This is a genomic window from Aeromonas sp. MR19 (genome assembly GCF_963899305.1).
GTDB classification, from domain to species: domain Bacteria; phylum Pseudomonadota; class Gammaproteobacteria; order Enterobacterales; family Aeromonadaceae; genus Aeromonas; species Aeromonas bestiarum.
Genome location: NZ_CAWQWZ010000004.1, coordinates 75,910 through 91,057 on the forward strand (window position 1 = coordinate 75,910; position 15,148 = coordinate 91,057).

General features: G+C 62.9%; 11 protein-coding genes. 6 read left to right on the top strand and 5 right to left on the bottom strand.

The window, feature by feature from the left end; translation table 11 throughout:
• Positions 1-179 precede the first annotated feature (179 nt).
• The 3 genes from typA to dtd all read left to right on the top strand — a co-directional run bounded on the left by typA (position 180) and on the right by dtd (position 3,555).
• Positions 180-1,991 (top strand): translational GTPase TypA, encoded by a 1,812-nt coding sequence (gene typA, locus AACQ95_RS02485; RefSeq protein ID WP_043136450.1) that lies wholly within the window; start codon positions 180-182, stop codon positions 1,989-1,991.
• 173 nt (positions 1,992-2,164) lie between these two features.
• Positions 2,165-3,037: a virulence factor BrkB family protein gene (locus AACQ95_RS02490; protein WP_043136447.1), complete on the top strand. Its 873-nt coding sequence runs from the start codon at positions 2,165-2,167 to the stop codon at positions 3,035-3,037.
• Positions 3,038-3,117: 80 nt separating this feature from the next.
• Positions 3,118-3,555, top strand: coding sequence for a D-aminoacyl-tRNA deacylase (gene dtd, locus AACQ95_RS02495; protein ID WP_241280499.1), 438 nt, complete (start codon positions 3,118-3,120; stop codon positions 3,553-3,555).
• Between the two features lie 46 nt (positions 3,556-3,601).
• On the opposite strand, the gene AACQ95_RS02500 is transcribed toward dtd, so the two are convergent.
• Positions 3,602-4,270: a spermidine synthase gene (locus AACQ95_RS02500; protein ID WP_241280518.1), complete on the bottom strand. Its 669-nt coding sequence runs from the start codon at positions 4,268-4,270 to the stop codon at positions 3,602-3,604.
• A gap of 51 nt (positions 4,271-4,321) precedes the next feature.
• Here AACQ95_RS02500 and AACQ95_RS02505 point away from each other — a divergent pair, with 51 nt between their 5' ends.
• Positions 4,322-5,236: a bifunctional GNAT family N-acetyltransferase/hotdog fold thioesterase gene (locus tag AACQ95_RS02505; protein WP_241280500.1), complete on the top strand. Its 915-nt coding sequence runs from the start codon at positions 4,322-4,324 to the stop codon at positions 5,234-5,236.
• A 54-nt stretch (positions 5,237-5,290) separates the two neighbouring features.
• Here AACQ95_RS02505 and AACQ95_RS02510 read toward each other — a convergent pair whose 3' ends face one another.
• The 4 genes from AACQ95_RS02510 to gntU all read right to left on the bottom strand — a co-directional run bounded on the left by AACQ95_RS02510 (position 5,291) and on the right by gntU (position 12,599).
• Complete coding sequence (locus AACQ95_RS02510; protein WP_241280501.1) at positions 5,291-7,360, bottom strand: AsmA-like C-terminal region-containing protein; 2,070 nt, start codon at positions 7,358-7,360, stop codon at positions 5,291-5,293.
• A 142-nt stretch (positions 7,361-7,502) separates the two neighbouring features.
• A complete protein-coding gene (recG, locus tag AACQ95_RS02515; protein ID WP_241280502.1) occupies positions 7,503-9,572 on the bottom strand; it encodes an ATP-dependent DNA helicase RecG in 2,070 nt (689 codons plus the stop codon).
• Positions 9,573-9,762: 190 nt separating this feature from the next.
• Positions 9,763-11,112 (bottom strand): CDP-diacylglycerol--serine O-phosphatidyltransferase, encoded by a 1,350-nt coding sequence (gene pssA, locus AACQ95_RS02520; protein ID WP_172955231.1) that lies wholly within the window; start codon positions 11,110-11,112, stop codon positions 9,763-9,765.
• A gap of 146 nt (positions 11,113-11,258) precedes the next feature.
• The gene (gene gntU, locus AACQ95_RS02525) at positions 11,259-12,599 is read right to left on the bottom strand and encodes a gluconate transporter (RefSeq protein WP_241280503.1); all 1,341 of its coding nucleotides are present in this window, start codon (positions 12,597-12,599) and stop codon (positions 11,259-11,261) included.
• A gap of 245 nt (positions 12,600-12,844) precedes the next feature.
• On the opposite strand from gntU, the gene AACQ95_RS02530 reads away from it, so the two are divergent.
• Positions 12,845-13,354 carry a gluconokinase gene (locus AACQ95_RS02530; protein WP_241280504.1) on the top strand — a complete coding sequence of 170 codons (510 nt, stop codon included), beginning with the start codon at positions 12,845-12,847 and terminating at the stop codon, positions 13,352-13,354.
• Positions 13,351-15,147: a phosphogluconate dehydratase gene (gene edd, locus AACQ95_RS02535; RefSeq protein ID WP_241280505.1), complete on the top strand. Its 1,797-nt coding sequence runs from the start codon at positions 13,351-13,353 to the stop codon at positions 15,145-15,147. The genes AACQ95_RS02530 and edd overlap by 4 nt, the downstream gene beginning before the upstream one ends.
• Position 15,148: the final 1 nt, after the last annotated feature.

The window sequence follows — 15,148 nt, forward strand, 5'->3', positions numbered from 1 at the left end:
CGTTTTGGTGCACTAAAATGGTGCGCAGTATACGGTCAGCCCCCATCTAAGCAGGCTTTGAACGGAAGGTCCATGATCCCGATCCCCTGTTATGCGTGAATGCACTGCAATTCTGCTAGGCAGATCACAAAGGCGAGAGTACAATTAGCGCCCAATTTTACCCGGTGATTGAGGCGAGAATGTTAGAGAATTTACGCAATATTGCGATTATTGCGCACGTAGACCACGGCAAAACTACCCTGGTTGATAAGCTGCTGCAGCAGTCTGGAACCCTGGACCGTACCACTGATGGTCAAGAGCGTCTGATGGATTCCAACGATCTGGAAAAGGAACGTGGTATTACCATTCTCGCCAAGAACACTGCGATCCGCTGGAACGACTACCGCATCAACATCGTTGATACCCCGGGTCACGCCGACTTCGGTGGTGAAGTAGAGCGCGTCATGTCCATGGTCGACTCCGTGCTGCTGCTGGTTGATGCTGTTGACGGCCCTATGCCGCAAACTCGTTTCGTGACCCAGAAAGCCTTCGCCCAGGGTCTGAAGCCGATCGTGGTCATCAACAAGATCGACCGTCCGGGTGCTCGTCCTGACTGGGTAATGGATCAGGTATTCGACCTGTTCGACAACCTGGGTGCCACCGATGAGCAACTGGACTTCAAAGTTGTCTACGCCTCTGCACTGAACGGTTGGGCTACCCTGGATCAGGGCGTTGAGTCCGACAACATGGAACCCCTGTTCCAGGCCATCGTTGACAACGTCGAGCAGCCGAAGGGTGACCCCGCCGGTGCCTTCCAGATGCAAATCTCCCAGCTGGACTACAACTCCTACGTGGGTGTTATCGGTATCGGCCGCATCAGCCGTGGCCGCGTCAAGACCAACCAGCAAGTCACCGTCGTCGGTGCCGATGGCAAGACCCGTACCGGCAAAGTCGGTCAGGTGCTTGGCTACCTGGGCCTGTCCCGTACCGAAGTGGTTGACGCGCAAGCGGGCGACATCATCGCCATCACTGGTCTGGGCGAGCTGAAAATCTCCGACACCATCTGTGACAACGGCGCTGTTCAAGCCCTGCCGCCGCTCTCCGTTGACGAGCCGACCGTGAACATGACCTTCCAGGTCAACACCTCACCGTTCGCCGGCAAAGAAGGCAAGTTCGTGACCTCCCGCAACATCCTGGAGCGTCTGAACCAGGAGCTGGTCCACAACGTGGCCCTGCGTGTGGAAGAGACCGAAGATCCGGACAAGTTCCGCGTATCCGGTCGTGGTGAACTGCACCTCTCCATCCTGATCGAAAACATGCGTCGCGAAGGCTACGAGCTGGCGGTATCCCGTCCGGAAGTTATCCTGCGCACCGTGGACGGCGTTCTGCACGAACCGTTCGAAACCGTGACTGTCGACGTGGAAGAGATCCACCAGGGTTCCGTGATGGAGCAACTCGGCCTGCGTAAGGGCGAGATGACCAACATGACCCCGGATGGCAAGGGCCGTGTCCGTCTTGACTTCATGATCCCGAGTCGTGGCCTGATCGGCTTCCAGACCGAGTTCCTGACCATGACCTCAGGTACCGGTCTGCTGTACCACACCTTCGACCATTACGGTCCGCACAAGGGTGGCAGCATCGGCGAGCGTCAGAACGGCGTGCTGATCTCCAACGCTACCGGCAAGGCTCTGACCTTCGCCCTGTTCGGTCTGCAAGACCGTGGTCGTCTGTTCATCGGTCACGCGACCGAAGTGTACGAAGGCCAGGTGATCGGTATTCACTCCCGTTCCAACGACCTGACAGTGAACTGCCTGAAGGGCAAACAGCTGACCAACATGCGTGCCTCCGGTACCGATGAAGCCCAGGTGCTGACTCCGCCGATCCGCATGACCCTGGAACAGGCTCTCGAGTTCATCGACAACGATGAGCTGGTAGAGATCACGCCCAAGGCTATCCGTGTGCGTAAGAAACTGCTGACCGAGATGGATCGCAAGCGCGCCGGTCGTGCTTGATATCTGTTCCTCGACAGACAGAGAGAGGCCTTCGGGCCTCTTTTTTTATGGTCGCTCGGCGGGGTATCGCTGGCCAGCATGCCCGAACAGGTCGCATCGATCCGGCCCATGGGTGGCCAAATGGCCATGCAATCTGACACAATGCCGGCATGATGAAGACATTGGGAATCACGATGCAGCAGAAATTCGGTGGCCGTCTCGGCCATGCCCTCTCCTTTTTACGCCACGATGGTGGTCACTTCGCCCAGTTTGTCTGGGGTCGTTTCCAGCAGGACAGGCTGACGGTGACCGCCGGTTATCTGGCCTATGTCACCCTGCTCTCCCTGGTGCCCATGATTGCCGTGGTGTTCGGCATGATGTCCGCCTTTCCCGTATTCCAGACCCTGAAACAGGCGATGGAGCAGTTCGTCTATCACAACTTCGTGCCCACCGCGGGTGAGATGCTCAAGGAGTACATAGACGGCTTCGTGGCCAATGCCACCAATACCACTGCCGTCGGCATCGGTGCCCTGATCGTGGTGGCGCTGATGCTGATCTCGGCCATCGACAAGAACCTCAACTACATCTGGCGCTCGACTCAGGGCCGACCGCTGGCGCAGGCGTTTGCCATGTACTGGATGATACTGACCCTGGGCCCTGTGCTTATCGGCGCCAGCATCGCCATCTCCTCCTACATTTTCTCGCTGCGGCTGTTTGGGGCCGAGAGCCTGTTCGGCATCGGCTACCTGCTGCTGCGCGGCTTGCCGTTCCTCTTCTCCGTGCTCACCTTCCTGCTGGTCTATACGGTGGTGCCCAACTGCAAGGTGCGGCTGATACACGCCTTCATCGGCGCCCTGGTGGCCGCTACCCTGTTCGAGCTGGCCAAGCGCGGATTTGCCATCTACATCACCAACTTCCCCTCCTATCAGGCCATCTATGGCGCCCTGGCGACTATTCCGATCCTGTTCGTCTGGGTTTACCTGAGCTGGTTGGTGGTCTTGCTTGGCGCGGAAACCACCGCCTGCCTCGGCGAATATGAGCGACCGGGCGCTGATGAGTTGGCCTGATCCGGCCTCTTGCTGTTAGCATCGACGACCGCCCCCGTCAGCAGATGGGGGCGGTCATTTTGTTTCAAGAGGAGAGGGATGTGATTGCATTGATCCAGCGGGTTTCCGAGGCCAGCGTAACGGTAGAGGGAGAAGTGACCGGGGCCATAGGCCGGGGGCTGCTGGTGCTGCTCGGGGTGGAGCAGGGGGATGACGAGGCCAGGGCCGACAAGCTGCTGCACAAGGTGAGCGGCTACCGCATCTTCTCCGATGAAGAGGGCAAGATGAATCTGAACGTGAGTCAGGCTGGCGGCAGTCTGCTGGTCGTCTCCCAGTTCACCCTAGCTGCGGATACCAAGAAAGGCATGAGACCCGGCTTCTCCGGCGGCGCCCACCCGGTCGAGGCCGAGCGGCTATATGACTACTTCGTGGCGCAGGCAACAGCCAGCGGCATACCGACCGAGACCGGCCGCTTTGCCGCCGACATGAAGGTGGCGCTGCTCAACGACGGTCCTGTGACCTTCTGGCTGCAGGTCTGAGAGGATGTATCGGCAGAGCCGGTGGCAATAACCGGGAGCATCGCGGCTAGGCGAGGTGGCGCGGGATTGCGTGCAGGATCACGTTGATGTAGCCGGGCACGGGGTGCGCCTGGGTGGGGCCAATCCACTCCTCGGCCAGCATGAGTGCCTGCTCCAGCTCCCTGTGGGTGCGCGGCAGCAGGTTGATGATGAGGGGACCGCGCAGCCGGGCGGCCAGGGTCTGATAGAGGTGATGCTGGAACATCAGCAGGGGGTTGCCATCCTGGCTGAACAGGTCGAGCAGCGCGAAGTCATAGGTGTCGTCGCGGGCCAGCAGGAAGGCGAGGGCATCGGCGTGGTGCAGGTGCAGCGCCCGATCAGCGGGCTCCGCCGGGTGGCGGAAGAACACTTGAAACAGGGTCAGCACCTCTTCGTCCAGATCCACGCAGTCGTGCCGTGCCTCGGGCCAGCGTGCCCCCAGGTGACGGGTGAGATCGCCGCCGCCGAGCCCCAGCTCCAGCACCCGGGTAGCCGTCACCGGCAACAGGCTGGCGATGCACTGCTGATGGGGCAGGCAGAGACTGGCCGGCTGGGCGAGGGACATGGCCGACTGCACCACGCCGTCTATCTCCAGCCAGCGGTGATGGGCATTTTCCAGTATGGAGAGGCGCCGTTCCGGCTTGGCGCTCAGGTGCAATAAGTGGTCGGCTTGGTACGCTTGCAGATTGAAGTCCATGAATTTGCACGGCAAGATGGTTTTCGACCAGTGTAACTCAAGGATGGAACTATGTACCGGGTGGTCACTCCCCAGACGGCAGCCGAGCTGGATTCTTACTACCAGCTGCGTTGGGAACTGCTGCGTAAACCCTTCAATCTGCCCGTCGGTTCCGAGCGGGATGAATACGATACCGTCGCCATCCACCGCCTGATGCTGGCCCCTGACGGCACGCCCATCGCCGTCGGCCGGTTGTTTGTCGGTGGCGACGAGGCCCAGATCCGCTTTATGGCGTTGCGCCCCGAGTTTCGCGGGCAGGGGCTGGGTGTCCGCATGGTGGAAGATCTCGAGCAGTTGGCCCGCAGCGAGAAGGTGAAGCGGCTGGTGATGAATGCCCGCCAGGAGGCGGTGGAGTTCTATCGCAAGTGCGGTTTCCTCGAGGTGGGGGAAGGCCCCGTCTCCTTCGGTCGCATTCCGCACCGCCAGATGATCAAGTCTCTCAGCCCCTTGCAGACTATCCAGTATCGCCCCGAGTGGTGCCAGGATCTGACCACCCGCTGGTCGCGGGGCATCCCCATCAGCGAGAAGATGGGGGTACACATCACCCACTACGACGGCCAGACCTTCCATCTCAAGGCCAATCTGGCGGCCAACCTCAACGTGCACGACACCATGTTTGCCGGCAGCATCTACAGCCAGTGCGTGCTGGCGGGCTGGGGCCTGATCTGGTTGCAGCTCAAAGAAGCGGGTCTGGTGGGGGATACAGTGCTGGCGGAGGGCAACATCAAGTATTACCGCCCGGTCAACGAGGAGCCGGAGGCGCGGGTGGCCCGCGAGGGAATGCCCGCCGTGCTGGCGCCGCTCAAGGCGGGAGAGTCGGCCAAGTTCAGCCTCAAGATCAAGCTGTTCAGTGGTGACAAGCTGGCGGCCGAGTTCCTCGGTCACTACGTGGTGCAGCCCATCAAGCGGCCCGGTCAGCAGGCCTGACGCTTTTCACCTCGCAAGATTGCAACAAGGCCTCATGATGAGGCCTTGTTCGTTTTACTGCTCGCTGGTCGGCGTGGGCGCTTTGGCGGGCTGTGCCGGTCGCCAGAGCGGGCTGTTGCGCCCCTGGGCCGGATAGCGCACCCCCACCTCCCAGCCACAGGAGGCCTGCTTGGCCGGGAACTCCCAGCTCAGCACGGGGGCATCGAGCGGGCCGCGCCAGTGGCTCAGCAGCTCGACGCAGCGCTGGCCATTCAGGGCACCGAGATCCAGCTGCCACTGTTCGTTGACCAGATCTATGCCCCCCTGCAGGGCGAGCAGGTGAGTGATGGTGGAGGCGCCGGCCTGCTCTATCTGCAACTGGCCCTGCTCCACCTTGCCCTGCAGCTTGATGCGGTAGAAGGGGGTGTCCCCCGCCTGCATGGCCTGCCACAGCTGATCCGGGCTGAGGGTGGGCGGGGTGGCGCCCTTGAACCACTCATCCAGCAGGGGATCTATCTGCACCTTGTCCCAGAAGGGCTCGTTGGCATCGATGGCAAAGCTCCCCTGCAGGGTGCTGCGCCACTCGCCTGGCGTCTTGCCGTGCAGGGCCTGCAGGTCGGCACTCAGATCGGCCTTGCCGGCGAAGGAGATGGGGGAGTGCAGCAGCTTGCTCCACTGCACCAGATCCAGCTTCTCCCCTTTCAACTGCAACCGGCTGGTCTGGCCCGGCTCCTTGCCCCACTGGCCGCTCAGGCTGAGGGAGCCCTGGTCGGGCAGCGAGCTGGTCAGCTTGTTGAGCAGCCAGGCGCTGGGGGTCAGTTCGCCGTCCAGCGCGCCGTTGCGGGCGCTGAGGCCGTCCCACACCAGCTCGAACCACTGGCTCTCTATCCTGGCCCGGCCGAGCAGGGGGGCGGGTTGCTGGCCCCGCAGGCCGAGATCGGTCAGATAGAGCTGCCAGCCGGTCAGCGACAGCGGCAGGGCATCGTCGAACGAGAGCACCTTGAGCTTGTCGAACGCCAGCTTGCGGATGTCGATTTGCTGTGGCCGCCAGCTCTGCCAATCCTGCCACCACCCCTGTGGCAGGCTGATGTCCATGCCGCTCAGGGCCATGTCTTTCAGGGTCAGCTTCTGCTGCTGGGTATCCAGCGCCAGCTCCAGATTGAATTCGCCTTCGTAGGCCTTGCCCTGCACCTCGGCGTCGATCTGCTGGGGCGAGAAGGCGACCTTGCCCTGGATGGCCTCCAGCTGGAACAGGCCGCGGCCGAGATCGCCGAGGGTCCCCGAGAAGTAGCCGCTGGGCGTGCTGCCGGCCTGCCAGTTGAAGGCGGTGAGCTGGCCGTTGAGGTTGTTGAGGGCCAGCTCCTGCTCGATGTCGTTGAAGCTGAGATCCCGGATCTGGCCGAGATCCAGGCTGACCTGACGCAGGGGAGATTCGGCCTTGGCAAGGGTGCTCCACTCGATGCGCATACCCTGGGTCTTGAGGTTGCTCAGCCGCAGGCTGCGGGCCGGCCAGTCCAGCTCCATGCCGGTTTCCAGCAGGCCGTCGAACAGGTTGGTGGTCAGCTTGTCGGTACTCAGCACCTGGCCTTCCAGTCGACCCTTGAGATTGAGGCGGGAGAGGGCAAAGGCGGGGGTTGTCAGCTGATTGATGTTGAGGCTCAGGTTGGCCTGGGGTGGCCGCACCGGATTGAGCAGCTGCCAGTCGTTGAGGGTGGCGTTGAGGCCGCTCAGGGTCAGCTCGTCACTCTGCAGGCTGAGCCGATCTATGGTGCTGTCGCTGATGGTGAGGGAGTGCACCGGCAGGTTCGGCAGCTGGTTGGGCAGCGGCAGCCTGATGACGGGGCGAATGAGATCGAGGTGGGCGATGCGCACGTCCCGGTTCAGCCAGTCGATGCTCTCTATCTCCAGATAGAGCTTGTCGAGGGTGACGGCGTCGCCATAGCTCACCTGCTCGGCCAGCAGGGTGTAGGGGTGGAGCGGGTTGAACACCAGCCGCCCTATGGTGACGGGCACCCCTGTCTGCTGGCTGATCCAGCCGGCGATGGGGCCCTTGGCCCGCTCCGCATCGAACAGGCCGAGGCCGACCCAGACAAATAGCAGCAGGAAGGCGAATGTATAGAGCAGGCCGCGTAGCCAGGAATTCATGGGTGCTTTCCTCCTGTTTCGGTATGGTTGTCAGGCGTTGGAGTAGTGATCTCGCAGACCCAGCCAGCGGCGGATCAAGGGGTCCACGTGGGAGCCGTGTCTGTCCATCAGGCAATGTGCCCATCTTCTGCATTTGCCTTGGTCAGGCATTGGAATAGTGATCCCGTAAACCGAGCCAGCGCCGTATCAAGGGATCGACATGGTTTGGATGACGGTCCATGAGGAAGCGCGCCATCTTCTGCACCTGCGGGATGAGCGACTGGTCGCGCACCAGGTCGGCGATCTTGAGGTCGGCCAGCCCGGTCTGACGGGTACCGAGCAGTTCCCCCGGGCCGCGCAGCTCGAGATCGCGCTGGGCGATCTGGAAACCGTCGTTGGTCTCCCGCAACACTCCGAGCCGGCTCTGGGCCGTCTTCGACAGGGGAGCATGATAAAGCAGCACGCAGTGGGAGGCCACAGAGCCGCGACCGACCCGGCCGCGCAACTGGTGCAGCTGGGCCAGCCCGAGCCGCTCCGGGTTTTCGATGATCATCAGGCTGGCGTTGGGCACGTCCACCCCGACCTCGATGACTGTGGTGGCGACCAGCAGCTGCAATATGCCCGCCTTGAACTCTTCCATGACCCTCTGCTTCTCGATGGGGCGCATCCGGCCGTGCACCAGCCCAATATGCAGGCCGGGCAGCTGGTTTTGCAGCTCGGCGGCGGTATCCTCGGCGGCCTGGCACTCCAGCACCTCGGACTCCTCGATCAGGGTGCAGACCCAGTAGGCCTGCTTGCCCTCTTCACAGGCCAGCTTGACTCGTTCGATCACATCCTGGCGACGGCTGTCCGGCAGCGCCACCGTGGTGATGGGGGTGCGGCCCGGCGGCAGCTCGTCGATGATGGAGGTGTCGAGATCGGCATAGGCGGTCATCGCCAGGGTGCGGGGTATGGGGGTAGCCGTCATGATGAGCTGATGGGGATGGACTCCCTCCCGCTCCCCTTTTTCGCGAAGGGCGAGGCGCTGGTGCACCCCGAATCTGTGCTGTTCGTCGATGATCACCAGGGCCAGGCGCTGGAACACCACCTGCTCCTGGAAGATGGCGTGGGTGCCCACCACCATCTTGACGCTGCCGTCGGCGATGGCGGCGAGTTGAGCCTCCCGCGCCTTGCCCTTCTGTTTGCCCGCCAGCCAGCCGACTCCGATGCCGAGCGGTGCCAGCCAGTGGCCGAAGTTGATGGCGTGTTGCTCGGCCAGCAGCTCGGTCGGGGCCATCAGCCCCACCTGGCAGCCGTTGCCGATGGCTTGCAGTGCCGCCAGCGCCGCGACCAGCGTCTTGCCTGAACCCACGTCACCCTGCACCAGCCGCATCATGGGGTAGCTGCGTTGCAGATCCTGGCCGATCTCCGCGACCACCCGGTTCTGGGCGCCGGTGGGAGTGAATGGCAGGGCGCCGAGCAGTTGCTCGACCAGCGCGGGCGCCGGCTTGAGGACGCGGGCCAGCTGGGTTTGCGCCTGGGCACGGACTTTCAGTACCGAGAGGTTGTGGGCCAGCAGTTCCTCCAGCACCAGTCGCTGCTGGGCCGGGTGCTGGCCGCTTTCGAGCAGCGCCAGCGCCACCGAGGGGGGCGGGCGATGGAGCAGGCGCAGGGCGGCGGCCAGTTCGATCTGCTGGGGATAGAGGCCGGCGGGCAGCAGCTCTTCCACTCCGTACAGGTCGAGCTGGGCCAGCGCCTGATCGGTGAGGTTGCGCAGGGTGAGCTGGCGCAGCCCTTCCGTGGTGGGGTAGACGGGGGTGAGCGCCTCTTCGGTCTGGCCGGCCTGTTCTTCGCCGAGCAGCTTGTACTCGGGGTGGGCCATCTCCAGTCCGTATTTGCCGGGGCGCACCTCGCCGAAGCAGCGGATCAGGCGGCCCTGGCCCAGGCTGTTCTTCTGGGCGGCGGTGAAGTTGAAGAAGCGCAGGGTCAGGGTGCCCGTGCCGTCGCTGATGCGACAGACCAGCATGCGGCGGCGGCCCATCACCAGCTGAGTGTCCTGGATTTCGCCCTCGACGGCGCCGTGCAGCCCGGGCGGCAGATCGCCGATGGGCCACACCTGGGTACGGTCCTCGTAGCGCAGGGGGAGGTGGAACAGCAGATCCTGTACCGTCGCCAGCCCCAGCCGCTCGAGTTTCTCCTGCATCTTGCTGCCGACGCCCTTGAGGCTGTCGAGGGAGATTTTATCCAATTTCATCAATTAGATGCCCGAAAACACTGTAAATATGTCCAGATGATAGGGGTTGTTGATGGCTCGATGCAAGCCGCGTTGCAGTGAGCCGGGCCGGCCGGGCGGCTGAAAAAAGGTGGTGGCCACATATGACAAAGGCCTGCCGAAAAACGGGAGGCCTTTGTGGCAGCTGCCTGTGGGCGCGATGCGCCCGGCGTCAGATGATGCGTTTGAGCAGGATATGAGCCCTGACCCTGTGGATCCGGGCCAGCAGCTTGCGCACCTGTTCCGGGTAGTCCTTGATCTGTTCAATCTGATCGAAGTGGCTGATCCGCTTGGTGTTGGCGAGTATGTTCTCCCGCTCCCCGTTGAACTGGGCACGCAGGTGATGGCGACGATCGTACACCAGCAGACCGTTCTCCAGATCCAGCGCCCAGGCGCGGGGGTTCAGGTTGTTGCCGGTGAGCAGCGCCCACTCGTCATCCACGAAGATCCCCTTGAGGTGGTAGGAGTTGCGCTCGCAGCACCACAGCATCAGGTTGAGACGGCCGGCATCTATGTGATGCTGGTTGCGCTCGGCAAACTTGCGCAGATTGGTCTCGTACAGATAGGGCAGGCCGCCTATGGTGGAGAATTTCTCCTCCGGCGGTATGAAGAAGTCGTTGGCCGTCTTGTCACCCACCACTATGGTCACCTTGCAGCCGCGCTTGAGCAGGGCCTCGATGTCCTTGTTCAACTCCTTGGGCGGGTTGAAATAGGGGGTGCAGATGAAGATCTCCCGCTCGGTGGCGCGCACCAGGGTACGGATCATCTTGTTGAGCTGATTGCCCCGTTTGCCCAGCCCCGTCATCGGAGTGATGGCGATCTCCTGGCTGTTGACCGGCATGCTCTCGAAGCGGTACTGGCCCAGGCGCAGGCTGTGCTTGAAGCGGCGGATCGGCCCCTTCAGCTGCTTGGCAGTGGGAATGTCGCTGCGATCCAGCCGCTGCACCGCTTCGCTCTTGAGGAAGAGATCGTCCACATAGTGGACCATGCAGCGGGTCAGCTCGGGGCTGGTGATCTGGTGATAACGGTCGAAACGGTAGCGATCCTGCTGATGCAGATAGATGTCGTTGAGGCTGGCACCCGAGTAGAGCAGGGTGTCATCGAAGATGAAGCCCTTGAGGTGCAGCACGCCGAGCAGCTCACGCCCTTTCACCGGCACGCCGTAGATGGCGATCTGGTGTTCGTGGCGGGCGGCCATTTCCTGATACATCAGGTGGTTGCCACCCTGCTTGCCCTTGCCGATCAGACCGCGCTGGGCACGGTGGAAGTCGACGAAGAGCTTGATGTCCAGGGCCGGGTTGCGCTGCTTGGCGGCGTAGAGGGCGGACAGTATCTCCCGTCCCGCTTCGTCATCCTGCAGGTAGAGGGCCACCAGATAGATGCGGTGAGTCGCGCTGGCGATGAGCGAAAGGATCCGGCTCTTGAAGTCCCGGGCGCTGTTGAGCACCTGAAACTGATCTGCGGCGACGGCGATCTGGGGCAGACGAGCCAACAGCTGTCGATAGTGTGCCGATGAATGCATAGAGAAACCTGAAATCACTGCGTTAAGCGTTCCACTCGGAGCGATGGATAGGCGATTCTAGCAACCTCGACCTGTTAGCCAAAGAAAGAATCGTCATAAAGATGAAAAAGGCCTCACATCGGAGGCCTTTTTGACAGCAGTTATGTTCAAAGGAAGCTGTAGATGATCATCGCCATGACGCCGCCCGTGGTGCCTATGATGGTCTCCATCACAGTCCAGGTCTGCAGGGTCTGCTTCTCGGAGAGGCCGAGATAGCGGTTGGCCAGCCAGAAGCCGGAGTCGTTGACGTGGGAGAGCACTATGGCCCCGCCCCCGATGGCGATGGTCACGGCGGCCAGCTGGGCACCGTTCAGGCCGAGCGGTTCCAGCATGGGCAGCAGCAGGCCGCAGGCGGTCAGCATGGCGACGGTGGCGGAACCCTGAATCACCCGCACCGCGGCCGCCAGTATGAAGGCCAGCGCGACTATGGGCAGGCCGGAATCCGCCAGCATGTTGCCAAGGGCGGCACCCACCCCGGAATCCACCAGGATCTGCTTGAACACGCCACCGGCGCCGGTCACCAGTATGATGACGCCGGCCGGCTGGATGGCGCTGTTGCAGACGCTCATCACCTCGTCACGGGACATGCCGCGACGCACTCCCAACAGGTAGAAGGCGGCCAGACAGGCGACCATGATGGCGGTGAAGGGGTGACCGATGAACTCCAGCCAGTTGTGCAGTGTGGATCCCGCCTCGACGAAGCGGCCGACTATGGTCTTGAGACCTATCATCAGCAGCGGCAGACCGATCAGGCCCATGGCCAGTCCGAACGAGGGCAGGGTCTTGCAGTCGTCGTGGGCGCTGCTCTGGGCATCGGCGGGCAGCGGCACATCCACCACCTTGCTGATCAGCTCCCCGAACAGCGGGCCCGCCAGGATCAGGGCCGGCACGGCGGCGATCAGGCCGAACAGTATCATGTAGCCAAAATCGGCACCCAGCTGGGACGCCACCAGGATGGGGCCCGGCGCCGGAATAAGGAACGCCTGGCAGGTGGCGATGCCCGCCAGCAGCGCTATGCCTATCTTCACCACGCTGCCGCCGCCGCGACGGACGATGGCAAAGGCCACCCCGATCAGCAGGACCACGGCCACGTCGAAGAAGAGCGGCAGTGCGCAGATGAAGCCGGTCAGTGACATGGCCCAGTTGGCGCGCTTGACGCCGAAGGTACCGAGCAGGGTATGAGCCACCCGGTCGAGGGCGCCGGTGACCTCCATTACCTTGCCGAACATGGCGCCCAGCGCCACCACTACGGCGACGAAGCCCAGGGTGCCGCCCATCCCTTTCTGGATGGTGTTGGCGATCTCGGCCGGGTTCATGCCGGCGGCAAGGCCGGCCACCATGGAGACCAGGATGAGGGAGACGACCGCGTGCAGGCGGGCCTTCATCACCAGAAAGAGCAGCAGCACTATGGAGCCGGCGGCCGTCATGATCAGGGAGAGGTCAGACATTGTTGTGCGTTCCTTGTTCCAGATTCAGTATCGACACCCTGCCGATCCATTGGCAGGCCATATCTTTATGATTTATTTAGATTTATGGCCAGGGCTCAAGCTCGCTTGCCCAGGTGACTGTGAGTTCGCTCAGTCTGTGGCAGACTTCACATTTCTTGTTGTTACCGGTAACATGTTACCGGTAACGTGCTAAGTTAGAACCCATCGGCAGCACGATTTTTGAAAAATGGGATAGAGGTCAAACAATGGCGGGCAAGAGCATTATCGTGATGGGTGTGTGTGGTAGCGGCAAGTCCAGCGTCGGCCTCAAGGTGGCTCAGGCGCTGGGTGCCAAGTTCATCGATGGTGATGACCTGCACCCCAGGGCCAATATCCAGAAGATGGCCGGTGGCAACCCGCTCAACGACGAGGATCGCGCCCCCTGGCTGGAGCGGATCCGCGACGCGGCCTACAGCCTGGAACAGAAGAACGAGGTGGGCGTCATTGTCTGCTCGGCCCTCAAGAAGCAGTACCGCGACCAGATCCGAGAGGGCAATGACTCGGTGCATTTCCTGTTTCTGGACGGTGATCAGCCGCTGATCCTCGAACGGATGCGGGCACGCAAGGGCCATTTCATGCGGGAAACCATGGTACAAAGTCAGTTCGATACCCTGGAACGCCCGGATGGCGAGGCCGGTGTATTTCACATCGATATAGACGGCACCTTCGAACAGGTGGTTGATCGGGCTGTCACAGCATTGGAGCAAGCCCAATGATCCATCAGGTTATTTCCAGCGTCACCGCCCGCATTCGCGAGCGCAGTGCCGCCCGTCGCCAGGCTTTTCTGGCCCGCATTCAGCGCCAGGCCGAGCAGGGCAAGACCCGCGCCGCCCTGGCCTGCGGCAACCTGGCGCACGCCGTGGCCGCCTGCAGCAGTGACGAGAAGGGGCGCATCCTCGACATGACCCGTGCCAACGTCGGCATAGTCACCGCCTACAACGACATGCTGAGCGCCCATCAGCCCTATCAGGGCTACCCGGACATCATCAAGGCCGCGCTGGCCGAGCTCGGTCACAGCGCCCAGGTGGCGGGTGGCGTACCGGCCATGTGCGACGGCGTGACTCAGGGCCAGCCCGGGATGGACATGTCTCTGTTTTCCCGCGATTTGATCGCCCAGGCGACCGCACTGTCACTCTCCCACAACACCTTCGACGCGACCCTGCTGCTCGGCATCTGCGACAAGATAGCCCCGGGCCAGATCATGGGGGCGCTCTCCCACGCGCACCTGCCCACCGCCTTCGTGCCGGCCGGCCCCATGGCCAGCGGCATCAGCAACGATGACAAGGTGAAGGTACGCCAGCAGTACGCCGCCGGTGAGCTGGGCCGCGATGCCCTGCTGGAGATGGAGTGCGGCGCCTACCATGCGCCGGGCACCTGTACCTTCTACGGTACAGCTAACACCAACCAGCTGGTGTTTGAGGCCATGGGCCTGATGCTGCCGGGCTCCGCCTTCGTCCATCCCCACAGCGAGTTGCGCCACGCGCTCACCGAAGAGGCTGCCCGCCGCATCAGCGCCATGATCCCGGGCTCCCCGGCCTACCGCCCCCTGAGCGAGGTGCTGGACGAGCGCGCCCTGGTCAACGGGCTGGTGGCCCTGCTTGCCTCCGGCGGCAGCACCAACCACAGCATCCACATGGTGGCGCTGGCCCGCGCCGCCGGCCTGCACCTGACCTGGGATGACATCAGCGACCTCTCGGATGTGGTGCCGCTGCTGGTGCGCATGTACCCGAACGGCCCGGCCGATGTGAATGCCTTCGAACAGGCGGGCGGCGTGCCCGGCCTGATGCGCCGTCTGGCGCAAGAGGGGCTGATCCACCTGGATGCCACCCCTGTGTTTGGCGAGATGCAGGATTACCTCAGCCGTCCGGCTCTGGTGGATGGCGAGCTGGTGTGGCAGCCGGTGGGCGAAAGCAGCGACGGGAGCGTGTTGTCGCCGACCGGTTCCGTGTTCCAGGCAACCGGCGGCACCAAGCTGCTGGCGGGCAATCTGGGTCGCGCCGTGGTCAAGGTCTCCGCCGTGGCGCCCGAGTATCGCGTCATCGAAGCGCCCGCCCGGGTCTTCTCCTCCCAGCACGCGGTGGAGGCGGCCTACAAGGCTGGCAGTCTCAATCAGGATGCCGTTATCGTGGTGCGCCACAACGGCCCGGCGGCCAACGGCATGCCGGAGCTGCACAAGCTGATGCCTGTGCTCGGCAACCTGCAGAAGGCGGGTCACAAGGTGGCGCTGGTCACAGATGGCCGTCTCTCCGGCGCCTCCGGCAAGATCCCGGCTGCCATCCATGTCACCCCGGAAGCCTTGCACGGCGGCGCCATTGGCCTGCTGCGCGATGGCGATCTGCTGCGGGTCGACGCGGTGACTGGCCGCCTCGACTGCCTGACCGATTTGAGTGGCCGTACCCAGGCCGACATCGACCTCACTCTGGAACAAGAGGGGTGGGGTCGTGAACTGTTCAGCGTGATGCGTCGCGCGGTATCGAGCGCCGAGTGCGGCGCCACCATCTTTGATTAAG